Below are 24,228 nucleotides of genomic sequence, written 5' to 3' on the forward strand. Positions count from 1 at the left end.
CGTGCCCGGTCACCGGGAGCCCGACCGGCGCCGCGCCCTGTCACCGGGGCGCCGTCAGCCGCCTCAGGAACTCCACCGACTTCGCAAACTGCTCGACTGCGTACTCAATATCCTCGGCCGTATTCTCGTCGCCGAACGAGAACCGCAGCGATGACTGCGCCGCGTCACGGCTGCAGCCCACGGCCAGCAGCACGTGGCTGGGCTCCAGGGCCCCCGACGTGCAGGCCGAGCCCGACGAGGCGTAGACGCCGGCCATGTCCAGCCGGAGCAGCATCGCCTCGCCCTCGACCCCCTCCACCGACACGTTGGCGTTGCCCGGGTGGCGCAGTTCCGGGTGCGCAAACGGGTCGACGCCGTTCAGCTTCACGCCCTCAATGGCCAGGACCCCGCGCAGGAACAGATCCCGCATCTCCCGGGCGTGGGCAGCCCGGCGCTCCAGTTCCCGCGCGGCGATCTCCGCCGCCAGGCCGAAGCCCACGATGCCGGGCACGTTCTCCGTGCCCGCCCGCATCTTCCGCTCCTGGCCGCCGCCGGTGGTCAGTCCCGGGGCGAACCGGAAGCCCTTCCGCACGTACAGGGCCCCCACGCCCTTGGGCCCGTAGATCTTGTGGCTGGAGATCGAGAGCAGGTCCACCCCCAGCGCCTTCACGTCCAGCGGGATGTAGCCGGCCGCCTGCACGGCGTCGGTGTGGAAGATGACCGAAGGATCCTTCTCCTTGGCAGCGGCGCAGAGCCCGGCGATGTCGAGCACGGTGCCGATCTCGTTGTTCACCGCCATGATCGAGATGAGCACGGTGGTGGGGCGCATCGCCGCCAGCAGGGCGTCCGGCGTGATGATGCCGGTATTCGGCTCCACGTCCAGCATCGTCACCTCGTATCCCTCGCGCTCCAGGGCCCGGGCGGTGTCCAGCACCGCGTGGTGCTCGTACGGCGAGATGATCAGGTGATTGCCCTTCGCCCGGTTGGCGGCCATGGCGCCGCGCAGCGCCCAGTTGCCGGCCTCTGTGCCGCCGCTGGTGAAGAAGATCTCGGCAGGCTGGGCTCCGAGCAGGGCGGCCACCTGGGCGCGGGCCTCCTCAACGCCCTTGCGGGCCCGGCGGCCAACTGCGTGGATGGACGAGGGGTTGCCGTAGGTCTCCGTCAGGAACTCATAGACGCGCCGGGCCACCTCCGGGTGACAGCGGGTGGTCGCGGCGTGATCACAGTACACCGTCCGCATGGCTCTCGCGCTCTCCTTCTATAGGGACCTCTTCCTCCTACAAGGACCTCTGCCTCTGCCGCAAGGCCGGCTGCGGGTCAGATGTGGTACATGGGGTTGCCACGGTCGGCCAGGGCCTGCTCCACCAGGTCCTGCAGCGTGATGGAGTCGATCACCTTGATGATCTCCTGCGTCACCCGCTCCCACACCCCGTGAACCGGGCAGGTGCTGGCGCATTCCGGGTCGGGCTCGCCCTCGGTCGAGCAGTCCGTGTAGCCCACCGGTCCCTCAAGCACGCGGATGACATCGCCTACCGTGATCTGGCTCGCCGGGCGGGCCAGCATGTAGCCGCCCTGCGCACCGCGCACCGCGGTGATGATCCCTGCCCTGCGCAGGGGCGCGGCCAGCTGCTCCAGGTAGTGTTCCGAAAGCCCCTGCCGCTCGGCGATGGTCCTGAGCGAGATCGGGCCCGCCCCCTCGTTCATCGCCAGTTCGAACAGGGCCTTGACGCCGTATTTGCCCTTGGTCGAGAGCTTCACGCAACCGCCCCCCAATTCCGAGTAACAATATCGGGATCGCCACCATAAAGTCTATTCGCCGGCAATCCCGACTGTCAAGAGCGGATTTTGGGGTTCAGGGCCGCACGGTGGAGAGCCGTACGGTGGAGAGCCGCACCGTGACCACGCTGCCGGGCGGCACCGCGGTCCCCGGGGCCGGGCTCTGTTCGACCACGAATCCGGCGCCGCCGCCCTGTTTCAGCAGGAGGCCCAGCTCCGCGGAGAGCCGGCCGGCGTCCGCCAGGGTGAGGCCGCTGAAGTCCGGCAAGGCCACCGTGTCCGCGCCCAGCGGGCCGAGCACCAGTTCAACCTCGCTGCCCGGCTCGGCCTCGGCCCCGGGCGCCGGCGACTGCGCCACCACCACCGCGCCCTCTCCGGAGGGCCGGGGCTGCAGCCCCGCGTCGCTCAGCCGCTGCACGGCCCAATCCACCGGCAGGAACCGCGCGTCGGGCAGCACCACCCGCACCGGCTCCTCATCCTCCTCCCCCGACGCCCCTTCCGCCGGGTCGGCCCCCGTCTCCGGGGCCGTGGCCGGGTTGTCGGGCGGCACGCCCAGGGCGCGCAGCACCTCGGGCATCAGCTTGGCGAAGAGCGGCGCGGCGATGGTGCCGCCGTACCCGGGGGGCTTCGGCTCGTCGATCAGGATGAACATCGCCACCCGGGGGTCGCTGGCCGGGGCGAAGCCCAGGAAGTCGCCCAGGCCCCGCTCCTTCTCGCGGCCGCCCTCGTACTTCTGGGCCGTGCCCGTCTTGCCGCCGGCGGTGTAGCCGGGCACCCGGGCCTGGGTGTACGCCTCCTCGATGATGTCCACCATGAGCTGCCGCATCTCGGCCGCCGTCTGCTCGCTGATCACCGTGCGCAGGGGCTCGGTCGGGGCCTTCCACACCGTCTCGCCCGCGGCGTTCTGAATCTCCCGCACCAGGTGCGGCCGCACCAGCTTGCCGCCGTTGGCGAACACGGCCCCTGCCCGCACCATCTGAAGGGGCGTCACCTCCAGGTGCTGGCCGATGTACATGTTGGCCCAGTCCACCGGCCGCTTCTCCTCCCAGCCCGTGAGGCCGTTGGCCGCGGACTCATGGGGGAAGTCCAGCCCGGTGGGCTCGGTGAACCCGAAGGCCTGCAGGTAGCGCTGGAAGGTCTCGTGGGGGATGCGCTGGCCCACGTGGATCAGCCCGACGTTGCTGGAGGTCTGCAGCAGCTGGCCGATGGTCCGCATCTGCGGCTCCACGTGGACCACCCGGTCCCAGTTCCAGATGGTCCAGCCGTCGATCTCGATCTGCCCCGAATCGGGTATCAACGTGCTCAGGTCGAGCAATCCTTCTTCCAGGGCGATGGCCGTGGTCACCGTCTTGAAGCTGGAACCCGGCGGCAGGGGCATCACCGCCCAGTTGGTCAGCCGCTCCACGTCCAGCGTGCCGTCCTCCTTCACCCAGGAGGAACGGTCGCCCAGGTCCGCGCCGGGGCGCATGGCCAGGGCGAGGATCTCGCCGGTGTGCACGTCCAGCGCCACGGCCATGGCCCGCCGGGCGTCTTCCCGCTCGATCACCCCATCCAGCGCCTCTTCGAAGGCGCGCTGCAGGTAGATGTCGATGGTGGAAACGACCGTGAGGCCGTCCTCCGCGGGCATGCTGCTCCGTACCGTGCCCAGGATTGGCGCGTTGTCGTAGGTCAGCTCCGCCCGCACGAAACCGTCCCGCCCGCGCAGCGCCTCCTCGTACTGCGCCTCCAGCCCGTAGGCGCCCTCTCCCTCGCTGTTCAGGTAGCCGATGATCTGGTTGGCGGCGTCCCCCTGGGGGTAGACCCGCTGGCTGGTCTCCTGCAGCGAGATGCCCGGCAGCACCAGCGCGGCGATCTGGTCCGCCGTCGCCAGGTCCACGTTCCGGGCCAGCACCAGGTACTGAGAGTCCTGGTTCTCGTGCAGAAGCTGTTCCAGCTCCGCCGCGTCCTGCCCCAGCAGGGGCGCGAGGCTGGCGGCCACCCGGGCGAAGTTGCGGGCCTCCATGTGGAAGGGCGAGGCGACCACGTTTCGCTGGGGGATGGAGACCGCCAGCGGGCGTCCGTTCCGGTCCAGCAGGGGACCGCGCACGGGCCTGAGGGATGCCTCCTGCAGCCGCCGGGCCTCCTCCCGCGCCAGCACCTCCTCGGCCTGCGTCGCCTGGAACCAGCCGAGGCGGCCGATCATCAACAGCAGCGCCGCCGTCAGCACCAACCGCAGAATCTTGGCGCGTCGCCGCATTGCCGTCACCTCCGCCTAGTGGGACCAGCCGAGCAGGCTGACCAGGAGGCGCGCCCCCTGCTCGAACCGGTGGCGCTGCTCCTGAATCCAGAGGCCGGTCTGCAGCTCGGGCAGGGTCATGTAGCCCTCGCGGGCCTTGAAGCTCAGCATCAGCTCCCGGTCCTCGAGGGCGCTGGCGTGAAACGAGTAGCCGGTGGTCGCCGTGGCCCAGTCCCAGGTCATGGCGAAGCGCCGGTCCAGCATCTCGGCCGGCTCGACGCCCCAGCCCGGGGAGAAGGCCTGCGCCACCAGGTTCAGGGGCCGCCCGTCGCCGGCCTTCAGCCAAGCGGTGAAGCCCACCTCCACGGTGTTCAGCCGGAAGACCTCCGCCTGGGCGAGAATCAGGGCCGCCAGGTTGTGCAGCAGCAGTTCGGGCCTGGCGCCGACGATCTCCAGCCGGAAGCTGTTCAGGCGGATCAGCAGGTTGGACTTGTCCACCCCGCGCAGTTCCAGTTCGTGGTCGAAGATCTCTGCCTCCAGACGCTCCCGCAGGCCGGCGGCCACCAGCTGGGCGCGCACCTGGTCAGCCAGGGGGCGCAGCCGCTCCCGCAGTGCGAAGAGTTCGTCGAACTCGACGTAAAGGCTCTGTTCCTGATCAGACAGCAACCGTTATCGCCTCCATTCCCCTATTCTACCAGAGGCAGACAGGCAGTGACTACGGCTGCCGCACGCCGGGTCCCGAAGGAATTCTTCACACGAGTACCGAAATAATTAATAGATACCCGGATCTGGATACCCGAATTCGAGGGGGTGACGGGTAATGACGAAGGTGCTGCTCGCAACTGACGGTTCCGCCCACAGCGTCCGCGCTGCCCAGACCCTGCGGAAGATGGCCGAACGCGACCCCTGCATCGAGGTCACCGTGTTCCACGTGGCACCGCTTCCCGACCTGACCACCCCTGCCGCGGCCGGCGCACCCATGCCCAATCCGATGCTGCCCGACACCTATGCGCAGGCCCAGGCAGACCGGGCTCTTTCGGTCACGATGGCGGCGCTCGGCCTGCCGCCCGAACGCGCCCGGGGGACGCACGTCATCGGCGTGCCCGGCGAGGCGATTCTGACCGAGGCCCGTGAAGGCGGCTACGACCTGATCGTGCTGGGCCGGCGCGGCCTCTCGCCGCTGAAGGAGCTCTTCCTCGGCAGCGTCAGCCAGGCGGTGCTCCACCGCGCTCCCTGCCCCGTGCTGATCGTGCCCTGATCCGGCCTACTCCACCCGCGCGCCCAGCGAGCGCGCGAGCAGGACAGCCTGACCCACGTCGATGATGGCTCCGCGCACGTCGAGCCCCTTCCAGTCCACGCCTTCCATGATCGCACCCCGCAGGTCGGCCCCGAACAGCCGCGCCTGACCCAGCTGCGCCCGGGTCAGGTCGCTGCTTCGGAGGTCGGCCTTTTCCATGTTGCAGCGGTACAGATCGGCCTCGGCCAGCCGCACCCCCCCAGATCCTGGCCCTTCAGCGACTGCTCCCGCAGGTTGACGTACGACCAGTCCCCTCCCGTGATGCGCCACCCGGCAGTCGCCGCCTCCTCGAAGGTAACGCCGGTCATCTTGCAGTCGGTGAAGTGGGCGGCGAACAGGTGGGCATAGGTGAAACGGCTGCCGACGAAGCTGGTGCGCGCGTGCGTCGACCCGGCGAGGTTGGCCCCCGTGAAGTCGCAGCGCTCGAACAGGCAGCCCGCGGTATCGATGTCGTTCAGCCTGGCGCCGCGAAACGAGCACTCCACAAAGCGGCAGCGCCTCATCACGACATCGGCCAGATCCGCCTGATCGAACGATTCGCCCTTGTGCACCCGCTCGATCCATACCGGCCGCTCAACGTCCACGTTGCCCCCTCCTCCTCGTTGCGCCTCCGCCTGGCGTATCGCTTGGCACGTCCCATCTGCGCCTCGCCGTGCGCACCGCCCCGAGCGCGCAAGCGGACGGCGCCGCGCCACGGGCCGTCCGCTGAATCCGGTTCCGTTCCCCCCGGGTTCCGTTCCCGCCGATCCGGCTACCCCTGGGCCTCCTTCACCGCCTGCACGATCCGCCGGGCCACCGTCTGCGGGTCAGAGCCCTCGATCTGGCTGCGGGGGATCATCGCCACGGCCTTGCCGTCCCTGAGCACGGCGAAGGAAGGCGACGAGGGCGGGTACTCCGGGAACAGGGCGCGCGCCGCGGCAGTCGCCTCCTTATCCTGCCCGGCAAAGACCGTCATCAGGTGATCAGGCCGCACCTCCCGGAGGGCCAGCGCGGCCGCCGGCCGCGCGATGCCGCCGGCACACCCGCACATCGAGTTGATGGCCAGAAGCGTAACGCCCTCAGCAGTCGGCAGCCGCTCCTGCACCTCCTCGGCCGTGCGCAGTTCGGCAAAGCCCAGCCGGGTCAGCTCGTCCCGCATCGCTTGAAAGTCGGGCATGAACATATGGATATCCATGCTGCCCCTCCCCTTTCCCGCTACATTGCTGTTACCTTTGTGCCCTTTGTGACGGTTGCGGAGGGCTGGAAGTTACGGCTATATGGGCGATGGCTGAGACTGCGCCCTCCCTTCCGAACGTTATGCGTTCTGTTCGAGCTGGCTGTTGGTGAGGCCGTACACCGATTCGTGTTCGCCGGTATCGGCTCTGTTCGTGTTGACTGTGGGCCTGTGGGGGAGCGGCGGAGGTTGCCGGCAGGGTCAGGTGAAAAATCACCCTCACGGGTGACCTCTTCGGACTGGACAACGAACCGGTGTTTGGGTAAAATGGCAATACCATCCATTTGTGTGAGGTGGTGCCATTATGGCGCCTGAGTCCCTCGGTCTATCCCACGTTAATTGTTGCCCCGCGTGCGGGGGAGATTCTGTGATCAGGCACGGCAGTTTCCGCATGGCCTCCGGGCGGCGGGTGCAGCGGTATCTCTGTAAGGCCTGCCGGCGAACCTTCAGCCCCAACACCGGCACTCCGGCGTATCGCATCCGCAAGCAGGAGCAGTGGCGCGAGATGATCGAACTGCTGGCAGGCAGCCTGCCGCTGCGCCGGGTCGCATCCCGCCTGGGCATCGCCCTGTCCACGGCCTTCCACTGGCGCCACCGGGCCCTCGCGGTGCTGAGCGCCCAGCCCCGTGAAAAGCTGAGCGGTGACGTCAGGGTTGAAACCTTCCATGTGAAGTACTCCGAAAAGGGCAGCCGGACCACCAACGGCCCGGGCAGCTGGGGCTACTGGAATATCGTGCGCAGGGGAATCGGACCGGGAGGGCCAATCCGCCCAGGCCTGGCCCCCGCCGGCCGGAACCGGTTCCAGTTGCTGATCGACGGCCGGCCGGTGAACGTCATGGTGGCCGAGACCGAAAGCGGATACGAGCTGGGCATCCTGGGGCAGGGCAGGCGTACCCCGGACCTGGTGGGGACAGGCCTCTCCCGGATGGTCCGGCCCGGCTCCCGCGTGTTCGCCTTCGGCGGGCACGAATACCAGAAAGCCTGTGAGACATTGGGATATGTACACCGCGATGGGTTCGCGGCTGTCAGCAGGGGCCGCGGATCCACCGCCGGGGAAGAGCAGGGGGAGACCGGTTTACTGCAGGCGGCGACCGGTGCTGAGGGTGAGGTGAACGCCGGTCCGATCCGCTTCCCGAACCTGCCCGCGTGGTGGCTCCGGCAGTTCCGGGGGGTCGCCACGAAATATCTGGACCATTACCTGGCCTGGTTCCGGGATATCGTGCGGGTCGTGGAGTATCCGGACGGCAACAACATCGCGCCGGTGGATGGCCGCGCCCTGCTACGCAACCCTGCCTAAGACGCCGTGCCCCGTCCTGAGCGCTGAATGTCCGGGACCCCGCTGGCGTTACCCGTGGGCAGGCGTTGACACGCCGACACTGTGCCGCCTCTAAGTACGAAGGACGCGAGGTCACCTGCGGAGACTCTCAAACGCCAGGAGCCAGCGTGGCTACATATGCTGCCGCCACCTGCTTCTGACGCGCCTTCAGCCACACCTGGCCGTCGGCGTGGTTCTGCGCCTTATCGCGGCTGGCTGCCGGCGTGGTCCTGTGCCTTCAGCCACGGCTGGCCGCCGGCTCCGTCCTGCGCCATCACCCGCGGCTGGCTGCCGGCATGGTCCTGCGCCTTCGGCGCGGCTAGCCGCTGGCGTGGTCCTGCGCCTTCAGCCACGGCTTGCTACCTGCGTGATTCGTCGCCTCACCCACAGTCAGCTGCCCTCAGCCCGCCGGGTTCTGGGCACGTTAGCTTTTGCAACGAATGGGGCGCCCCGCCACCAACACCGACGGCGAACAGAACGGATAGGCTGGGCAGGCTGGATGGGCTGGATAGGTCGAACAGCCCCTGCCGGGGAACGGCCCCCCTACAGGGGAACCCGCATGGCCAGCACCGTCAGGGCGGCAAACAGCACGGTCAGGTAAACTTCCGACCAGCCGACCCGGTCGAGCCGGGCCGCCCCCTGGTAGCGGGCCCGCCAGGCGCAGACGATGGCCCAGATGAGCGGCGGCACCAGGGCCAGAGGCAGCAGCGAAGGCGCCCAGCCCAGCGCGGCGGCAGCCACGGCTGCGGCCAGGAAGACCAGATGCACCACCACCGAGACCCGGTGGAAGGCGCGATGCCGGCGCTCCCTGGACATGGTCTTCACACGGAAGATCGAGCCGGCGAAGAAGGCAAAGCAGGCGTAGGTGAGGGCCCATCCTCGCGGGGTCATCGTGCCCGCCGCCGCCAGTTCGTAAAGCGGCGCCCCGGCCATGAGGCCGGTCACGGACAGGAAGCCGGAGAGCAACGAACGGGTCCGGCCCTGCTGCGCCAGCCAGAACACCACAAGAACCAGGAGGAGCGCGCCGCCCAGCAGGTAGAGCACGGCGGGACGGCGAACCACAACCGGCAGCAGGAAAGCTGCGGCCACGGCGGCCAGGGCCAGAAGCCAGAAACGGGCGACCTCAGGCGCCGCGCTGGCCATGCCGGCCCGGCCCGATGCGCCCCTGCCGAGCAGCACCTCCAGGGAGCCGCGCGCGGCGTACGCCGTGAGCCAGCCCACGAGGGCGATGAGGCCCAGCGGATGCGGACCGAGAGCCACAAGTGCGACCAGAGCTGGAGTGAGGAGCATGGCCCACGCGCCGTGCTCCCGGGGCAGCGGTAGAGGTCCAGGTCGAAGTTGCATGCGCGATTGCACCCCCGTTTGAACAGAGTATAACATGAAGAACGGGGCGCGCCGTGTGCGCAATGTCACGTGGAAAGGAGCGGTCCTGACCCAGATGTTCGATTCAGCTGACTTCGCCGCATTGCGGGAGGAGTACCTCCAGGGAGTCGTTGAGCGGTCCGGGCGCCTGCGGGAGGCGGTGGCCGCCCTGCGCCAGGGCAGCCCCGTCGACCTGAAGCAGCTCCGGCAGGAGGTGCACAAGCTGCGGGGCTCGGGGGGCTTCTACGGCTTCAAGGCGCTCTCCGCAGCGGCCGCCCGTGCAGAGGATGCGCTGCTCATGGTCATCGACGGCGAGCAGGACCGGGATGACGCGGCCCTGGCCGACCTGGTGGACCAGGTGCTGGAAGAGATCGACGCCGCGACGCGGTAAGCGCGCGAGGCCGGCCCTGAGGCGCACGGTGCGCTTCAGGGCCGGCCTGTTTTTCGCGTTGTGCGGGATCAGTGCGAGTCCAGCAACTCCCGCACCCGCGCGACGATCTCCTCCTGAATCAGCGGGCCCTTGGTCACGTGGCAGGTCGGGCCCAGCTGCAGCAGGGTCTTCTCACCCTCGGTGAGGTCCAGGGCGGTGAGCACCAGCAGCGGAATCTGCTGCGTCCAGCGCCGCTGCCGGAGCAGCCGGACCAGCTGGAAACCGTCCAGGTTCGGCATCATTAGGTCGAGGATCAGGAGATCGGGCCGTTCGGCCATGATCATGCGGAACGCCTCCTGCCCGTCGTGGGCCGTGCGCACGGCATAGCCGGCCTGCTCCAGCATGACGGTGATGATGCGCCGCACGTCCGGGTCGTCATCCACCACCAGGATCGAGGGCTGAGGCCGCTCCCCGCGCCAGGTGCCCAGGACGCTGCGGATCGTGCTCAGGAGCTCGTTGTCGTCGATGGGCTTGGAGACGATGCCCGAGACCCCCGTCGCCACCAGCTCCATCTCCTTGCCGGCGGAATACGCCGACACCACCACCACAGGGATGTCGCGGGTGGCCGGATCCTGCTTCAGCTGCCGGAGCACGTGGGTGCCGTCGGCGCCGGGCATCCTCAGATCCAGCGTGATCACGTCGACGTGCCGGCTGCGGGCGATCTCCAGGGCCTGCCCACCCGAGGTCGCTCCGACGGCGTGGAACCCCTCCCGCTCCAGCGAGAGCATGATGAGCCGCACGATGTCCGGATCGTCGTCCACCACCAGCACCGTCCGGCTGCTGACGTGGAGCGGAACTGACTGAGACGGCCCGCTGGGCTCCGCCGGCAGCGTGAAGGAGAAGGTGGAGCCCTCGCCCACCGTGGACTCGACCCAGATCTGGCCGCCGTGCTCCTCCACGATCGCCCGGCAGATGGTTAGACCGAGGCCGGTGCCGCCCGTCTTGCGCGCGGCGGCGTTGTCCACCCGGTAGAAGCGGTCGAAGATCGCGGTCTGCTGGTCGGCCGGGATGCCCGGGCCGTGGTCGATGACGTCGAAGCGCACCATGTCGCCGGCCGGGACCGCCCGGATGAGCACCTCACTCCCCTGCGGCGAGAACTTGATCGCGTTGGAGAGCAGGTTGTCCAGCACCTGGTGCACCCGGTCGCCGTCGGCCATCACCCGCGGCAGGCCGTCCGGCAGGTCCGTCTTCAAGGTGATGCTGCGCTGCCGGGCAAAGGCCTGCATCTCCTGCACGGCCCTTCGCACCGCCTCCGCGGCGTTCAGCGGCACCCGCCGGATCTCCATCTTGCCGGCCTCGATGCGGGAGATGTCCAGGATGTCGTTGATCAGCCGGATGAGCCGGTCGGTGTTGTTACGGGCGATCGTGAGCAACTCCCGGGCCTCCTCCGGCAGCTCGCCCGCCACGCCGCCCAGCACCAGCCCCAGCGATCCCTTGATGGAGGTCATCGGCGTCCGCAGCTCGTGGGAGACGGTGGCGATGAACTCCGTCTTCATGCGGTCCAGCTCGGTCTCCTTGGTGATGTCGCGGTAGACGTAGATGCGGCCGATGACCCGGCCCCCGGGATCGGGCACCGGGGCCGCGAACTCGTGGAAGACGCGGGGGCGCTCCTCCCGGGTCTCGATGACGTTGGTCTCCAGCTCGATGGGCGGCCCGCCGTCCGGGCCGGGCTGCCACTCGAAGGCGCGGACGCCCAGGGCCTGCAGGGCCAGCGCGTGGAGCTCGTGCACCGACTTGCCCAGGATCTGCTCGGCCGGCAGCCCCAGCATGCCGCCCACCTGGTGGTTGGCGACCACGCAGATGCCCAGGGTGTCGAACATGATGATGGCCTCGCCCACCGAGTCGAGCAAGGCCCTGAGCCGCGTGGCCTGCGCCTGGGCGAGCTCACGCGCGGACTGGATCTCGACGAGGTTCTGCCGGAGCTGCTGCTCCAGGGCCTTCCGCTGCGTGATGTCCCGGGCAATGCCGACGTAGGCAACCACCGATCCCCCTTCGTCCACGATGCGGGTGATGGACAGGAAGGAGTACCAGAGGTTGCCGTTCTTGTGCCGGTTGATGACTTCGCCGACCCACTTGCCCCGCCGGCCCAGCTGCGTCCACATGTCGCGGAAGACCTCAGGCGGGGTGAGCCCCGAGCGCACGATGTTGGTTTTCTGGCCGATCAGCTCGTCGCGGCTGTAACCAGTCACCGCCTCGTACGCCGGGTTGACGTCGAGGATCACCGTGTCCTTATCGGCGACGACGATGCCGTCCAGGCTGTGCCAGTACACTTCCCGCAGAATATGGGTGACATCCAAACAGAACCGCTCCCTTTCGGCTGGCCGACGGCGGAACTAGGACCGGAGCATCTCCTCCAGCTGGCTGGACAGGGTCATCGGGTCGAACGGCTTCACCAGGTAGCCGATGGCGCCGAGATCCCGTCCCTTCTGGATCTCCGACTGCTGCGCCCGGGCGCTGAGGAAGACGATTGGGATGGAGGCAGTGGCGGGGTTGGCCTTCAGCCGTCGGCAGGTCTCGTAGCCGTCCATCTCCGGCATCATCACATCCAGCAGGATCAGGTCCGGGCGCTCCTGCTCCGCCTTCGCGATCCCCTCCTGCCCCCCGGAGGCGACCATCACTTCGTGCCCTCCTTGAAACTTCAGGGAGAGCTGCACCATACGCTGAATGTCGGGATCGTCCTCAATCAGCAGGATACGAAGTGCCATTCGCCTCCTCCTTTCGCCTATCGAATATCCCTGCTCATATTGTAGGCCCCGGCATCACTTGTGTCTACTCTCTCCAAAGTAGGGGAGGCGCAATCCGCTCGCCCGATCGCGTTTAAGCGTCATTAGACGCCCGAAATCGGCATGTGAATATTGTAACATGACCTTTCCGCCAGGCCAACTTCTCTGACCGATTATGGCCCTTCAGGGGGATATGCCTTCCAAAGCCAGAACAGTACGCTGATTACACGAGGACTCTGTGCGGGAGCAGCGAAAGGAGGGCAGCACTGTGATCGATTCCCTGTTCCGTCCGCGCGGCATCGCCGTCGCCGGCGCATCTCGGCACCCGACCAAGCCCGGTCACCAGGTGCTGCACAACCTTCTGGCCGCGGGATACCCCGGCCAGATCGCTCTGGTCCATCCGGCGGCGCAGTCCATTCTCGGCGTTCCGGCCTACCCCGACCTCGAACAGGTGCCCACCCTGGTGGAGATGCTGATCCTCGCCGTCCCCGCAGCCACCACCCCGGCGATGGCGGAGGCGATCGTCCGCCGCAAGCGGGCGAGAGGCGACCTGGCCGTGGTCGTCAGCCTCGCCGGCGGCTTCGCCGAGGCCGACACGGAAGAGGGCCGTGAGATGCAGGAGATGCTGGCGGCCGCCTGCCGGGAAGCCGGGGTCCGCCTGCTGGGCCCCAACTGTCTGGGCGTGTTGGACGCCCGCAATCGGCTGGACACCACCTTCCTCACCGGGAACCGCCGCGATGCCAGCGGCGTTTCACTGCTTTCCCAGTCCGGCTCCATCGTCTCGTGGATCACGCGGGAGTGCCAGGCACTCCCCTTTCCCATCGGACTCAACAAGTTCGTCTCCGTGGGCAACATGGCCGACCTCTCGCTGGCGGAGCTGGTGGACTGCCTGGGACGCGACCCCTCCACCCGGACCATCGGGCTCTACCTGGAGGCGGTGCCCGCCGCGCAGCCGCTGCTGGAGGCCGCCCGGCGGGTGGCCATCCGCAAACCGGTGGTGGTGCTGAAGTCCGGCCGAACCGCTCCCGGGGCCAGGGCGGCCTTCCGGCACACCGGCGCCGTGAACGACGACTCGCCCCTGGATGATGACGTGGCCCGACAATACGGGATGCTGCCGGTCAGCAGGGTGGACGAGTTCGTCACGACCCTCGCCACCTTCGACCGCCTGCCGCTGCCGCTGGGCAACCGGGTGGCCGTGCTGACCAACTCAGGCGGCGCCGGGGTCTACACGCTAGACGCCCTGGTGAGCCGCGACATCGCGCCGGCCCAGCTCAGCCCGTCGACCGCCGCGGCTCTGCGGTCGCTGCTGCCGCCCTTTGCGGTGGTCGGCGACCCCGACGGCTACGTGGACTCGGGCGGCGGCGTCGGCCCCCGCCAGACCGCACAGGCCGTCGCGGCCCTGCTCCGGGACCCCGGCGTGGACGCGGTGGTGCAGCTCTTCGTCCCCACCCCGTTCAACAGCGCGGAGGACATGGCCCGGGACCTCCTGCGCCTGCTCCCCGGCATCCGGCGCAACAGCCTGGCCAAGCCGCTCTTCCCGGTCTTCCTGGGCGGCCGGGAAGTCCTGCCCGCCCGCCGTTTGCTGGAGGAGAACGGCATGATGACCTTCGCCTCTCCCGAAGGGGTGGCCGCCGCCCTTGCGGCCATGCTGCGATACGCCTGGGCAAGACAGCGCCTTGCGCATGCGCTGATGCGGTGATGCGCCGTGCTTGGTCAAGCCCCCGCTGCCGACGTGCAGCGGGGGCTTCTGGTTGCCCGCCCTACCCTGCAGACTTCCCCTTCCCCTGCTCCTGGCGTTGCACTGGCCCCTGTACCTGTCCCTGACTCCACCGATACTCCAGCGCATAGGGAACCGGTACTTTTTCGCTTCCGTCTTCTGGCCGAAGCGTAAAACTTGCGGTTCCCAACCCGGGGGACCGCCGAGAATCCCAAGTTCCCCGGCTCACCGCATCGTTATGTTAACTAGATAGTCCTCTTATGTTACCTTGGCTGCGCTTGACGTCGGCCAGCTCGCCCTGCTGCCTGCTGCGTTCCGGCCCGGACCCGCCGTCGCCAGCTCGGAACCGCCACTTTTACGCTTCCGTCTTCTGTCCAAAGCGTAAAACTTGCGGTTCCCAACCCGGGGGACCGACCGGAATCCCGTAGTTCCCCGGCTCACCGCATCGTTATGTTAACTAGATAGTCCCCTTATGTTACCTTGGCTGCACTTGACGTCGGCCAGCTCGCCCTGCTGCCTGCTGCGTTCCGACCCGGACCCGCCGTCGCCAGCTCGGAACCGCCACTTTTACGCTTCCGTCTTCTGTCCAAAGCGTAAAACCTGCGGTTCCCGCCGCCGTCGCTGGACAGACGCACAACGAAGCCCCGGCCTCAACCGAGGCCGGGGCAGGCAGAATGTTCACTGTTAGCCCCTGCTGTTCCCATACGGCGCCTTGCCAGCCGCACGCCGGTACTGCGCGGCCTTGCGGTCCAGGAACTCGATGATGTGCCACTGCTCCTCCACATCGTCACGGAAGGGCAAGCGGTGTCCGAGGAGCCGACGAATCCCATCACGGCTCAGGTTCTGTGGCCATACCACAACAAGCTCCAACCCCATCTCCTGACACAGGCCCCGTTTCAGCAAATCACGCCTGCGGAGCGCCTGAAACTCCTCAACATCAGGATACAGTTCCGTCGGCCCGGCATGCTGATACCCATGGAACTCTACGACCAAGTTGTGGTCGGGAAACAACAGGTCACAGTGCATTCGGCCCCCGGTTTCAGCGTTGTCAAGGCCAGTCAACTCAGCATTCTCGATCATGCGGATGCCCGGGGACATCGCCCGAATCATTCGGGCAAGGATGAACTGACCTGCCGAGTACCCGGGCGTTTCCCTGGCCACCCGCAGGCCACGTTCGAGTTCACGCAGCTCGGCCGCCCGCTTCACTGCGTGAGGATTAGCACCTCGAAACACATAGACGGTCTTGTTGGCCCTTCGCTGTGGTCCGCCTACCAGCCAGCGGTGGGCGGTCAGATGCTGAATGTGTCTCCGCAGTTTGTCCGAGCTGTACCCCGTCGCGGTGCGCAGGTCTTGATGCGTAAACTGGCCGCCCAGGCGAAAGATGACTCCCCAGGTCCAGCACGCTCCACGCGGAATCCGGAGGTCGAAAATGACGTCCGAGGGCAGGATGAGGTAGCCGCCGTCTCGCGGAGTATGCAGCGCAACACGAATCGTCCTGAGGGCTGGGCGGTCAAAGGTTAGCCATCCGGCAGCCTGCAGGATGTCCAGGTAGTGATGCAGGCTGTGTCGACTGATGCCCACCATTCTGTAAATTTCCTTCGGCGTGAAGATCGTCCGTGTATGTATTGATGCACAAAGATAGCACCAAACCATTTTGGCGCCCTCGGGTAACGTGTGGTCGGCCCACAGCCGGTCCGGAACGTGAATCAGTCTCAATCGCATGTTCGTTATATTCGCCGCCATCGCCGCGGTTTCCTTTTATTTCCACACAGCAAAATAAGAACCCCGCTGCCGATTGGCTGCGGGGTCCCTTTGCATCGGACTAATACCACCTCATCCGCCTGATCAGCCCGTCCCGGAACTGGAACACGACACACCGGGAGCGGCGCTCACCCTGCGACTCCGCCGTCACTTCGGCGGCGGCCAGGTGCCCGTCCACCAGCACATGTTCAACCCGGAAAATGAGATCCGGATAGCGCTGCCACAGCCAGACCAGGTAGGTGTGCACATCCTCGTGGCCCCTCACCTCGCTCCGGTCGATCAGCTCCACATCGGCGGTCAGCAGGGGGGCGACGTTCCCCGGGCAGTGGGAGTTGCACATATGGAAGAAGCGGGTCACGGCCTCCTCGACGCGCACGCGGTCCATCATGACGCTCTGTGACACGGGGGAGTCCTCCTTTCGCGGGCGCTGGTCGGCGGTTGTACCTGTATTCAGCCTATCATAAACCGCCGCACACCCATATCCGCCGTTGGTGCCATCACCCGTGCCATTCACGTTCGGGCCTTCATCACCAGCCGACGGCCCATGCCCGCTCCGGAGCCACCCCGGCCTCACGCCGAGCGGTTCACGCCAGCGCCTGAACTGCAACTCAGCGCCAGCACCCCAACTGCCGCTCAGTACCACCGCCCCAACTGCCGCTCAGTACCACCGCCCCAACTGCCGCTCAGTACCACCGCCCCAACTGCCGCTCAGCGCCACCGCCCAACTGCCGCTCAGCGCCGCCACCCGAACTGCCGCTCAGCGCCCCCGCCGCTCCCGCAGGGCCCGGGCGATCTCCGCCTCGCGGCCGTGCGCCTTCGGCTCCCAGAACGGGCCGTCCACGCCTTCGGGCAGGTAGCGCTGCTCCACCCAGGCGCCGGGGAAATCGTGGGGGTACTGGTAGCCCTTGCCGTAGCCCAGCCGCTCGTCCGAGCCGTAGCCGGTGTCCTTCAGGTGGTTGGGCACAGGCGGCGTCTTCTCCCGCTCCACCACCGCCAGGGCCCGGTCGATGGCGAGATACGCGCTGTTGGACTTGGGCGCGCAAGCCAGGTAGACCACCGCCTCGGCCAGGGGGATGCGCCCCTCCGGCATGCCGATGAACGCCACGGCGTCGGCGGCCGCCTGGGCGATGACCAGGGCCTGCGGATCGGCGAGGCCGATGTCCTCCGCCGCCGAGATGACCAGCCGCCGGGCGATGAACCGGGGGTCCTCGCCGGCGTAGATCATCCGCGCCAGCCAGTAGAGCGCGGCGTCGGGGTCGGAGCCCCGGATCGACTTGATCAGGGCCGATGCCACGTGATAGTGCTCGTCCCCGTCGCGGTCGTAGACCACCGCCCGCTTCAGCAGGGCCTCCTCGGCCGTCTCCAGGGTCACGACCCGGCGCCCCTCCTCGTCGGGCTGCGTGAGCAGCACAGCCAGCTCCAGGGCGTTGAGCGCCACCCGGGCGTCGCCGCCGGCAGTGCGCACCAGGTGCTCCATCGCCTCGGGCGCCACCGTCGCGTTGTAGTTGCCCAGGCCCCGCCCCGGCGTGCGCAGGGCCCGGTCCAGGAGGTGGGCAACGGCCTCGTCGCTGAGGGGCTTCAGCTCGAAAATGCGGGTACGGCTCACCAGCGGCGCGTTCACCGAGACCAGGGGGTTCTGGGTCGTCGCGCCCACCAGGGTGATCAGCCCCTCCTCCACGTGCGGGAGCAGGGCGTCCTGCTGGTCCTTGCGCCAGCGGTGGATTTCGTCGATGAACACCACGGTCTTCTGGCCGTACTGCCCCATGCGGGCGCGGGCCTCGTCCACCAGGCGGCGGATATCCTGCACCCCCGAGGTCACGGCGTTCAGCTGCTCGAAGTGGGCCTTCACGTAGCCGGCGGCCAGCCGGGCGAGGGTCGTCTTGCCGGTGCCCGGCGGGCCGAAGAGGATGCAGGAGGGCAGATAGCCCGCCTCCAGGGCCCGGCGCAGGAACCGGCCGGGTCCCACCAGGTGCTCCTGGCCCACGTACTCATCCAGGGTCTGCGGGCGCATGCGGGCGGCCAGCGGCGCGCTCTGCGCGGCCTCCTGCGCCGCGGCCCACGAAAACAGATCCACGGGACCACCTCCTGGGGCCCGGCTCAGCCGTCCTCCCCCGTCCCGGGGGCGCGGCGGCCGTGGTACGGCCCCTGGTACTGGTACAGGTCGCACTCGATGCGGCCGTTGTAGAGCTTGCGCTTCCGGTCGGCCCGGCGGCCGAAGAACCGCTCGAACCCCTTGTGCGCGGTGATCACGAAGACCGACCAGTCCTGCAGCCTGCGGGCCAGGCGGCCGATGTCCCGGTAGAGATCCTCCACCGCCTCCCGCTCCCCCATCCGCTCCCCGTAGGGCGGATTGGTGATCAGGTAGCCGTAGGCCGCCTCCCGCTCGATCTCCTGCAGGGGCCGCTGCTCCAGCCGGACCGAGCGGGAGAGGCCCACGGCCCGCAGGTGCTGCTGCGCCAGCTCCAGCGCGGCGCCGTCGATGTCGGAGCCGCAGATGTCCAGCTTCCGGTCGTAGTCGGCCAGGTCGAAGCCCTCCTCCCGGGCCTCCTCCCACAGGCGCGCGGGGATGCACCCCCACGCCTCCGCGTCGAAGGACCGGTGCAGGCCGGGGGCCAGGTTGTGGCCGATGAGCGCGGCCTCGATGGGGATCGTGCCCGAGCCGCAGCAGGGGTCCAGGAAGGGGCGGTCGGGGTGCCAGCGGGAGAGCAGCACCATGGCGGCCGCCAGGGTCTCCTTGATGGGCGCCTCGGTCACCAGCTTCCGGTAGCCCCGCTTGTGCAGCCCCGGCCCGGTGGTGTCGAGGGTGATGGTTGCCACGTCCTTCAGCAGGGAGACCTCAACGCTGTACCGCGCCCCGCTCTTGGGGAACCACTGGAGGGGATGGCGCTGCCGGAGCCGCTCCACCAGCGCCTTCTCGGCCACCTTCTGGCAGGCGGGCACGCTGGAGAGCTGCGACTGGTGGGACCGGCCGTTCACGATGAAGTGGCCGTCCGCCGGAATCCACTCCTCCCAGGGGATGGCCCGCACGCCCTGGAACAGCTCCTCGAAGGTGGTGGCCGGAAACACCGCCATCTCCACCAGCACACGGTCGGCCGTGCGCAGCCACAGGTTGGCCCGGCAGATCGCCCGCTCGTCGGCGCGGAACCTGACCCGGCCGTTCTCCACGGTCTGCTGGTCGTAGCCCAGGCCCCTGAGCTCGCGGGCCACCACCGCCTCCAGCCCCATCGGGGCCGTGGCGATGAGCGTCAGTCTCCCTTCCGTCGCCGGCCCGGCGGCCGGCTCGTGTGTGTCGGACATGCGCTGCGTCCCTTCCTATCTGTCGTGAATCTGCTCCGCCATTATAGCAGAGCGGCCGCGCGGCACGAAACGCGCGGCCCGGGCGGGCGCCGTCCCGCAGGCGACCGGGCAATCCGCCCGGGTCACGGCCCCGCCTTCACCGCGCGGGCCATGGCGTCCAGGGCCAGTTCCACGTCCGCCGCGGTCACGTCCTTGTGGGTCACCAGCCGGATGCGCCGCGGACCGACGTCGTTGCAGCGCACCCCCCACCGCTCAAACGCCTGCACCAGGGTGCGACCCGTAAAGCGAGGGTCGACGATGTCCACCATCACCATGTTGGTCTGCACCGTCGCCATGTCCACCGCCAGACCGGGGATCTCCGCGATCCCCTCCGCCAGGCGGCGGGCGTTGGCGTGGTCGTCGGCCAGCCGGTCGACCATCAGCTCCAGGGCCACCAGCCCGGCGGCCGCCAGCACGCCGGCCTGGCGCATGCCGCCGCCCAGCAGCTTCCGGTAGCGGCGGGCCTCGTCGATGAACTCGCGGCTGCCCACCAGCAGCGAGCCCACAGGGGCCGCGAGCCCCTTGGAGAGACAGAACATGACCGAGTCGACCGGGGCGACCAGTTCGGCGACGGGGCGGCCCAGGGCGACGGCCGCGTTGAAGATGCGGGCGCCGTCCATGTGCACCGGGATCCCGTGCCGGTGGGCGACTTCCGCCACGGCGGCCACGTTCTCCTGGGGCAGCACGCAGCCGCCGGAGCGGTTGTGGGTGTTCTCGATGCAGACAAGCCCGCTGCGGGGGAAGTGCACGTTGACCGGCCGGATGGCCGCCTCCACCGCGGCGGGGTCCATGGCCCCGCGCACGCCGGGCAGCGTCTTCACCTGGCAGCCGGAGAGGGCGGCGATCCCGCCGACCTCGTACAGGTACACGTGGCTCTCTGCCTCCACGATGACCTCCTCGCCCCGTCGGGTATGGGTGAGAACGGCCACCTGGTTGCCCATCGTGCCTGTGGGGACGAAGAGCGCGGCCTCCTTGCCCAGCAGTTCGGCGGCCCGCTCCTCCAGCCGGTTCACCGTGGGATCCTCGCGGTAGACGTCGTCGCCCACTTCAGCCTCGTACATGGCCCGGCGCATCTCAGGCGTCGGCAGCGTCACCGTATCTGAGCGCAAGTCGATTGACTTCATGGTCATCAACTCATCCCTTCATGTGAAACGAGCGACCCGCCAGGGGTCGCCCGCTCTCTCTTCCCGGCCTAGCCCAGGGCCCGGTCGATCTTGGCGGCCAGCTCCTTCTTGGGCTGGAAACCGACGATGCGCTCCACCGGCTCCCCGTTCTTGAACAGCAGCAGCGTCGGGATGGACATGACGCCGAACCGGGCGGCCAGCTCGTTGTTCTCGTCAACGTTCAGCTTTCCAACCTTCAGGCGGCCTTCATAGTCTGCCGCGATCTCCTCCACCACCGGCGCGATCATCCGGCAAGGGCCGCACCAGACGGCCCAGAAATCCACAAGCACCGGCAGATCAGACTGCTCCACCTCGGCAGCCCAGTTGCTGGCAGACAGCGTCAAGACCTTATCGCTGGCCACTTTTGCATCCTCCTTTACGTATGCACCCAACTGACAGTCCCTATTCTAACCAATAGCAAAGTGAGATGTAAAGGCGAGGGTGATTCAGGTTCCCCCGCGCGGGCGCCCGCGGACATGCCAAGAAGGGCGACGTTCCGTCCGGAACGCCGCCCCCTGGTCAGCAAACCCCACCATGCCGTGTGACCGGTAGAGAAATGAACCTGCTCCCAGCAGGTGGGTGCCCGCTCCGATGCTTTCTGAGTCCCCTGACCACGGCCGATGCCGGGGGGGCTTTCAGGCCACAATCGGATAAAGGCTCCCTTACGATTGTGTGTTAGGTCATTTCGTACCGGTGATCACGCACATGGTCGGGAGCGCCAAAGCTTGTGTGCTCTCTTCGTTTCCCATGATACCGTTGCGCAGTCGCAAACACAAGTCTTGACAGCAGAAAACCCCGGCAAACGGCCGGGGTTCACGCCTTCTGCAGCCGCACCTCCAGTTCATCCTCCGCAAGCCACCGCACCTCCGCGACGCCCGGCACCACGGCGCGGGGCAGTGGGAAGGTGCGCCGCACGGCGCGCAGCGAGGAGCTGGCGTGGAAGTAGCCCTCAGCCTCCACCCGCTCTGTGCGGGTCTGGTGGCCGGCCACCGCAACGGCCGTCGGGCCCACGTAGACCTGGATGGACCCGGGGTCCAGGCCGGTGGTGCGCAAGCGGAGCGTGAGGGAGCGCGGGTCCTCCTCCCACTGCGGGGTGAGCTGCAGGCTGTCGTCCAGCGCGGGCCAGGGCTGGCGCAGCATGAGGTCCAGCAGCGAACGATACATGCCGTTCACCCCCATCGATCCATCCTATGCGGGAGGAAATGCGGCTGAACGTCGCCGGCAGGAACTGCGCGCTCGTATAATGAATGGAGCTTTATCGACTTTTGTTTTGAGAAAGACGAATTAATGTGGGGAGGGTGTTCCATGTCTGCACGGACGATCCAGGATCCGCCCTTTGCCCGGTTCCTCTTCGACAACACGGCTTCAGCCTGGATCTGGCTGCTGGCCCGCCTCTACCTGGGGTGGCAGTGGCTGCAGGCGGGCTGGCACAAGGTGACGGACCCGGCCTGGATGAACGGGGGCACGGCCCTGCAGGGCTACTGGACCCGTGCTGTGGCGATCCCGGATCCGCCCGCCAAGCCGGTCATCACCTACGGCTGGTACCGGGACTTCCTCAGCGCCTTGCTGGAAGGCGGCCACTACACCTGGTTCGCCAAACTGGTCGCGGTGGGCGAGGTCGTTGTGGGCGTGGCCCTCCTGCTCGGGCTGCTCACCGGGTTCGCCGCCTTCGCCGGCGCCTTCATGAACTTCAACTTCATGCTGGCCGGCACCGCCAGCACCAACCCCGTGCTCTTCACCCTGGCCATCCTGCTGCTCATGGCCTGGAAGGTCGCCGGCTACTGGGGCCTCGACCGCTACCTGCTGCCCGCCCTGGGCACCCCGTGGGACCGGCCCCCCGCACGGCCGGAGCAGTACGAGCCGGAACCGGTGCCGCGACCGGAGGAGCGGCCACAGGTATAGCCGCTGCCAGGTCCTCTGAACAGGACCTCAATCGACCTCTCTCCTCCGTCGGGGCCAGGTCGCTTCCAGGATGATGCCGTGAGGATCGATGAAGAGCATATTCTCAATCGGCCCGATCGACCCGGTCGGGGTCGCCTGCACGCCGTGCTGTTCCAATCGGGCGCGCAGGGCCGCGGCCGCATCGGCATCCGGGAGGGCGAACGCGATGTGCTGCAGGGCTCCGGGGATGAACCCGCCGTGCCGCAACTCTTCCAGGGTTACCCGGGGGATCTGCGCAGAGGGGTCCTCAAAGAAATGCAGCCCCCAGGTCGCCGCGTCCGCACCGGGGCGGATGAAGCAGTGCCGGCGCGGGATCACGCCTCCGCCGGCGCGGACCTCGCCGACCTGCATGCCGAGCACGTTGCCGTAGAAGTGGATGGTGGTGTCGAGATCCGGCGTGACGAGGGCGATGTGGTGAAAGCCCTCCCAGGGAACCGTGCGGTCCATGCGCCCGCCTCCTCCTCATTCGGATGTCCGCAGGTACTGCGCGACCCGTGCCACCGTCTCCGCCTCGCTCTCCTTCGCCTCCCGGAGCAGCGGGATCAGCGCGGCGGCCTGCTCCGCGGTCACCGGCGTGTCCAGGACGGAGGGGTCAGCCAGGTCCTGCCCCAGCACCTCCATCATGCGCCCGTAGATGGCCGCCGTGCGGCGGAAGGCCTCCGCCGCAGGGGCCAGCGCGCGCTCGGCCTCGGCGAGGTGCTCCACGTACCGGGCGGCGCAGGCCCGGGCTTCGGCGTAGACGAAGGTGGCATAGCGGCAGCCGAACTGGTCGAACCCCTCGCGCTCAAGCCCCCGCATCCAGTTGTCGTAGGCCGAAAGGCCCGCCCGGTAGCCGGGCTCCATGTGGCCCTGCCGCTCCATCAGGTCCACGTAGTACCGCAGGCTGCTGCGGGCCGTCTGCCGCTCGTCGGCAGGCACCCGCTCCAGCACGATCTGGTAGTGCAGTTCGGGCGCGCCCGGGAACGACATGCCCAGGTTCTCGTACGGAATCGGATTCCCCCTGGGGCCGTGGCAGCCGCTGGTGAGCAGCACCCCATCCTCTTCGTCGTAGCCCCACACCACGCCGAACTCCCCGGAATCCACGCCCCAGAGCACGACGCCGATTCCCCTGTCGATCGATTCCCGGATGTGCACCAGCGCCCGCCTGCGGGCGGCGTCGAAAGTGGGCATTTCCGGGTGCGCACCGTAGACCTCGGAGTGGACGCCGATCCGGTTCAGCGCCGCCAGGTGGGTGTTCATCCAGTCGTACGCCGTCACCGAGCTGACGCAGCAGGTCTCGTGCATCACCAGGTGAAACGCCATGCCGGTGTCGCCCATCAGCCGCCAGTACTCCCACGGTCCCATGCCCGCGGCGTTCAGAACGCCCTGCACCGCCCCGATGTAGCTCATCCAGCCCTCAACGAACCGGGCGTCCACCGCCCTGCGCCTCGCTTCCATCTTCCTGCTCCTCTCTGATGTGCTGCCCGGGTTCACCCCGAGCATCGGAGGATCTCCGCCACCGCCCGCCCGACCCCGTCCTCCGCCCGGATAGCCTCACCGAGCGCGGCGGCACGGCGCTGAATATCTTCATCCGTCGTGAGCGTCCCAATCGCCGCCGCCAGCCGCTCGGCCGTCAGCCGCCGGCGGGGAATCGGCGCGGGCCCCACGCCCAGCCGGTGCACCACCCGGCCCCAGAAGGGCTGGTCCGTGGTCGCGGGGCAGACCAGCGTCGGCTTGCCTGCCGCCAGCACCGCCTCGTGGCCGGCTGCGCGGAGCCCCTGGGCCAGGGCCACGAAGGGCTGGACGTCGCCCCGGGTGCCTGTGGCGAGAATGACGAATTTCATGAGCCGTGCCCCCTCGGTTGGTGCGCATCAGGCAAGACCGGTGCCGCGATCAGGATTGCCCCGTAATCACGCACAACAATAGCTTACCATAATGCACCACCCCCATCGGGCCGGTCTCGCCCGGAAGCGTCCAGTCTGTTTGCATTTGCTATGAGTCTCCCGGCCGGTAAGAGACGC

25 protein-coding genes and 1 other RNA gene are annotated in these 24,228 nt (G+C 68.2%); 5 read left to right on the forward strand and 21 right to left on the reverse strand.

What is annotated here, in order from left to right; all coding sequences use genetic code 11:
• Nucleotides 1-40: 40 nt before the first annotated feature.
• The 4 genes from ACZ45O_RS08960 to ACZ45O_RS08975 all read right to left on the reverse strand — a co-directional run bounded on the left by ACZ45O_RS08960 (nt 41) and on the right by ACZ45O_RS08975 (nt 4,636).
• On the reverse strand, nt 41-1,219 hold the full coding sequence (locus ACZ45O_RS08960) for a cysteine desulfurase family protein (RefSeq protein WP_464857575.1): 1,179 nt from the start codon (nt 1,217-1,219) through the stop codon (nt 41-43).
• 77 nt (nt 1,220-1,296) lie between these two features.
• The gene (locus tag ACZ45O_RS08965; RefSeq protein WP_464857577.1) at nt 1,297-1,737 is read right to left on the reverse strand and encodes an RrF2 family transcriptional regulator; all 441 of its coding nucleotides are present in this window, start codon (nt 1,735-1,737) and stop codon (nt 1,297-1,299) included.
• 94 nt (nt 1,738-1,831) lie between these two features.
• Nucleotides 1,832-3,991, reverse strand: coding sequence for a penicillin-binding transpeptidase domain-containing protein (locus ACZ45O_RS08970; RefSeq protein ID WP_464857579.1), 2,160 nt, complete (start codon nt 3,989-3,991; stop codon nt 1,832-1,834).
• 15 nt (nt 3,992-4,006) lie between these two features.
• Nucleotides 4,007-4,636 (reverse strand): hypothetical protein, encoded by a 630-nt coding sequence (locus ACZ45O_RS08975; RefSeq protein ID WP_464857581.1) that lies wholly within the window; start codon nt 4,634-4,636, stop codon nt 4,007-4,009.
• A gap of 154 nt (nt 4,637-4,790) precedes the next feature.
• Here ACZ45O_RS08975 and ACZ45O_RS08980 point away from each other — a divergent pair, with 154 nt between their 5' ends.
• Nucleotides 4,791-5,228 carry a universal stress protein gene (locus tag ACZ45O_RS08980; protein ID WP_464857583.1) on the forward strand — a complete coding sequence of 146 codons (438 nt, stop codon included), beginning with the start codon at nt 4,791-4,793 and terminating at the stop codon, nt 5,226-5,228.
• A 6-nt stretch (nt 5,229-5,234) separates the two neighbouring features.
• Here ACZ45O_RS08980 and ACZ45O_RS08985 read toward each other — a convergent pair whose 3' ends face one another.
• From ACZ45O_RS08985 to ACZ45O_RS08995, 3 genes are all read right to left on the reverse strand, one after another.
• Nucleotides 5,235-5,426: a pentapeptide repeat-containing protein gene (locus ACZ45O_RS08985; RefSeq protein WP_464857585.1), complete on the reverse strand. Its 192-nt coding sequence runs from the start codon at nt 5,424-5,426 to the stop codon at nt 5,235-5,237.
• Nucleotides 5,393-5,851 (reverse strand): pentapeptide repeat-containing protein, encoded by a 459-nt coding sequence (locus ACZ45O_RS08990; RefSeq protein WP_464857586.1) that lies wholly within the window; start codon nt 5,849-5,851, stop codon nt 5,393-5,395. Before ACZ45O_RS08990 ends, ACZ45O_RS08985 begins: the two co-directional genes overlap by 34 nt.
• 167 nt (nt 5,852-6,018) lie before the next feature.
• Nucleotides 6,019-6,441 (reverse strand): BrxA/BrxB family bacilliredoxin, encoded by a 423-nt coding sequence (locus tag ACZ45O_RS08995; protein ID WP_464857588.1) that lies wholly within the window; start codon nt 6,439-6,441, stop codon nt 6,019-6,021.
• A 343-nt stretch (nt 6,442-6,784) separates the two neighbouring features.
• On the opposite strand from ACZ45O_RS08995, the gene ACZ45O_RS09000 reads away from it, so the two are divergent.
• A complete protein-coding gene (locus tag ACZ45O_RS09000) occupies nt 6,785-7,777 on the forward strand; it encodes an IS1/IS1595 family N-terminal zinc-binding domain-containing protein (RefSeq protein ID WP_464857590.1) in 993 nt (330 codons plus the stop codon).
• 561 nt (nt 7,778-8,338) lie between these two features.
• Here the strand turns inward: ACZ45O_RS09000 and ACZ45O_RS09005 are convergent.
• Complete coding sequence (locus ACZ45O_RS09005; RefSeq protein ID WP_464857592.1) at nt 8,339-9,139, reverse strand: YwiC-like family protein; 801 nt, start codon at nt 9,137-9,139, stop codon at nt 8,339-8,341.
• Nucleotides 9,140-9,233: 94 nt separating this feature from the next.
• On the opposite strand from ACZ45O_RS09005, the gene ACZ45O_RS09010 reads away from it, so the two are divergent.
• On the forward strand, nt 9,234-9,548 hold the full coding sequence (locus tag ACZ45O_RS09010) for an Hpt domain-containing protein (protein ID WP_464852358.1): 315 nt from the start codon (nt 9,234-9,236) through the stop codon (nt 9,546-9,548).
• A gap of 68 nt (nt 9,549-9,616) precedes the next feature.
• Here the strand turns inward: ACZ45O_RS09010 and ACZ45O_RS09015 are convergent, their stop codons facing one another.
• Entirely contained in the window at nt 9,617-11,884 is a 2,268-nt protein-coding gene (locus ACZ45O_RS09015) for a response regulator (protein WP_464852359.1), read from the reverse strand.
• Between the two features lie 36 nt (nt 11,885-11,920).
• Entirely contained in the window at nt 11,921-12,292 is a 372-nt protein-coding gene (locus tag ACZ45O_RS09020; RefSeq protein WP_464852361.1) for a response regulator, read from the reverse strand.
• Between the two features lie 286 nt (nt 12,293-12,578).
• Between ACZ45O_RS09020 and ACZ45O_RS09025 the strand changes: the two genes are divergently transcribed.
• A complete protein-coding gene (locus ACZ45O_RS09025; RefSeq protein ID WP_464852363.1) occupies nt 12,579-14,009 on the forward strand; it encodes an acetate--CoA ligase family protein in 1,431 nt (476 codons plus the stop codon).
• 702 nt (nt 14,010-14,711) lie between these two features.
• Here ACZ45O_RS09025 and ACZ45O_RS09030 read toward each other — a convergent pair.
• From ACZ45O_RS09030 to ACZ45O_RS09065, 8 genes are all read right to left on the reverse strand, one after another.
• Nucleotides 14,712-15,749 (reverse strand): LexA family transcriptional regulator, encoded by a 1,038-nt coding sequence (locus tag ACZ45O_RS09030; protein ID WP_464852365.1) that lies wholly within the window; start codon nt 15,747-15,749, stop codon nt 14,712-14,714.
• Between the two features lie 100 nt (nt 15,750-15,849).
• Entirely contained in the window at nt 15,850-16,191 is a 342-nt protein-coding gene (locus ACZ45O_RS09035; RefSeq protein ID WP_464852366.1) for a nuclear transport factor 2 family protein, read from the reverse strand.
• 354 nt (nt 16,192-16,545) lie between these two features.
• The gene (locus ACZ45O_RS09040) at nt 16,546-17,862 is read right to left on the reverse strand and encodes a replication-associated recombination protein A (protein WP_464852367.1); all 1,317 of its coding nucleotides are present in this window, start codon (nt 17,860-17,862) and stop codon (nt 16,546-16,548) included.
• Between the two features lie 23 nt (nt 17,863-17,885).
• Complete coding sequence (locus ACZ45O_RS09045; RefSeq protein WP_464852369.1) at nt 17,886-19,085, reverse strand: THUMP domain-containing class I SAM-dependent RNA methyltransferase; 1,200 nt, start codon at nt 19,083-19,085, stop codon at nt 17,886-17,888.
• Nucleotides 19,086-19,207: 122 nt separating this feature from the next.
• Nucleotides 19,208-20,248: a low-specificity L-threonine aldolase gene (ltaE, locus tag ACZ45O_RS09050; RefSeq protein ID WP_464857708.1), complete on the reverse strand. Its 1,041-nt coding sequence runs from the start codon at nt 20,246-20,248 to the stop codon at nt 19,208-19,210.
• A 68-nt stretch (nt 20,249-20,316) separates the two neighbouring features.
• Nucleotides 20,317-20,649: a thioredoxin gene (gene trxA / locus ACZ45O_RS09055; protein ID WP_464852371.1), complete on the reverse strand. Its 333-nt coding sequence runs from the start codon at nt 20,647-20,649 to the stop codon at nt 20,317-20,319.
• A 160-nt stretch (nt 20,650-20,809) separates the two neighbouring features.
• A non-coding RNA gene (gene ssrS / locus ACZ45O_RS09060) (6S RNA) lies at nt 20,810-21,005 on the reverse strand.
• Nucleotides 21,006-21,100: 95 nt separating this feature from the next.
• Nucleotides 21,101-21,451: an Hsp20/alpha crystallin family protein gene (locus ACZ45O_RS09065; RefSeq protein ID WP_464852372.1), complete on the reverse strand. Its 351-nt coding sequence runs from the start codon at nt 21,449-21,451 to the stop codon at nt 21,101-21,103.
• A 141-nt stretch (nt 21,452-21,592) separates the two neighbouring features.
• Between ACZ45O_RS09065 and ACZ45O_RS09070 the strand changes: the two genes are divergently transcribed.
• On the forward strand, nt 21,593-22,189 hold the full coding sequence (locus ACZ45O_RS09070; RefSeq protein ID WP_464852374.1) for a DoxX family membrane protein: 597 nt from the start codon (nt 21,593-21,595) through the stop codon (nt 22,187-22,189).
• 27 nt (nt 22,190-22,216) lie between these two features.
• On the opposite strand, the gene ACZ45O_RS09075 is transcribed toward ACZ45O_RS09070, so the two are convergent.
• Genes ACZ45O_RS09075 through ACZ45O_RS09085 form a run of 3 tightly spaced genes read right to left on the reverse strand, consistent with a single transcriptional unit; the run spans nt 22,217 to nt 24,051 of the window.
• Nucleotides 22,217-22,675, reverse strand: a complete 459-nt coding sequence (locus ACZ45O_RS09075; RefSeq protein ID WP_464852376.1) for a VOC family protein — start codon at nt 22,673-22,675, stop codon at nt 22,217-22,219.
• A gap of 15 nt (nt 22,676-22,690) precedes the next feature.
• Nucleotides 22,691-23,665 (reverse strand): hypothetical protein, encoded by a 975-nt coding sequence (locus tag ACZ45O_RS09080; protein ID WP_464852378.1) that lies wholly within the window; start codon nt 23,663-23,665, stop codon nt 22,691-22,693.
• A gap of 32 nt (nt 23,666-23,697) precedes the next feature.
• A complete protein-coding gene (locus ACZ45O_RS09085; protein WP_464852380.1) occupies nt 23,698-24,051 on the reverse strand; it encodes a glycosyltransferase in 354 nt (117 codons plus the stop codon).
• Between the last annotated feature and the right edge of the window lie 177 nt (nt 24,052-24,228).

This window comes from Symbiobacterium turbinis (assembly GCF_055383075.1).

Coding starts and splice junctions, on each gene's coding strand:
- ACZ45O_RS09010 (WP_464852358.1), top strand. CDS start 9,234: ATGTTCGATTCAGCTGACTTCGCCGCATTGCGGGAGGAGTACCTCCAG.
- ACZ45O_RS09005 (WP_464857592.1), bottom strand. CDS start 9,139: ATGCAACTTCGACCTGGACCTCTACCGCTGCCCCGGGAGCACGGCGCG.
- ACZ45O_RS09000 (WP_464857590.1), top strand. CDS start 6,785: ATGGCGCCTGAGTCCCTCGGTCTATCCCACGTTAATTGTTGCCCCGCG.
- ACZ45O_RS08960 (WP_464857575.1), bottom strand. CDS start 1,219: ATGCGGACGGTGTACTGTGATCACGCCGCGACCACCCGCTGTCACCCG.
- ACZ45O_RS09070 (WP_464852374.1), top strand. CDS start 21,593: ATGTCTGCACGGACGATCCAGGATCCGCCCTTTGCCCGGTTCCTCTTC.
- ACZ45O_RS08980 (WP_464857583.1), top strand. CDS start 4,791: ATGACGAAGGTGCTGCTCGCAACTGACGGTTCCGCCCACAGCGTCCGC.
- ACZ45O_RS09085 (WP_464852380.1), bottom strand. CDS start 24,051: ATGAAATTCGTCATTCTCGCCACAGGCACCCGGGGCGACGTCCAGCCC.
- ACZ45O_RS09080 (WP_464852378.1), bottom strand. CDS start 23,665: ATGGAAGCGAGGCGCAGGGCGGTGGACGCCCGGTTCGTTGAGGGCTGG.
- ACZ45O_RS09065 (WP_464852372.1), bottom strand. CDS start 21,451: ATGTATCGTTCGCTGCTGGACCTCATGCTGCGCCAGCCCTGGCCCGCG.
- ACZ45O_RS08985 (WP_464857585.1), bottom strand. CDS start 5,426: ATGGAAAAGGCCGACCTCCGAAGCAGCGACCTGACCCGGGCGCAGCTG.
- ACZ45O_RS08995 (WP_464857588.1), bottom strand. CDS start 6,441: ATGGATATCCATATGTTCATGCCCGACTTTCAAGCGATGCGGGACGAG.
- ltaE (WP_464857708.1), bottom strand. CDS start 20,248: ATGAAGTCAATCGACTTGCGCTCAGATACGGTGACGCTGCCGACGCCT.
- ACZ45O_RS09020 (WP_464852361.1), bottom strand. CDS start 12,292: ATGGCACTTCGTATCCTGCTGATTGAGGACGATCCCGACATTCAGCGT.
- ACZ45O_RS09075 (WP_464852376.1), bottom strand. CDS start 22,675: ATGGACCGCACGGTTCCCTGGGAGGGCTTTCACCACATCGCCCTCGTC.
- ACZ45O_RS09030 (WP_464852365.1), bottom strand. CDS start 15,749: ATGCGATTGAGACTGATTCACGTTCCGGACCGGCTGTGGGCCGACCAC.
- ACZ45O_RS09045 (WP_464852369.1), bottom strand. CDS start 19,085: ATGTCCGACACACACGAGCCGGCCGCCGGGCCGGCGACGGAAGGGAGA.
- ACZ45O_RS08970 (WP_464857579.1), bottom strand. CDS start 3,991: ATGCGGCGACGCGCCAAGATTCTGCGGTTGGTGCTGACGGCGGCGCTG.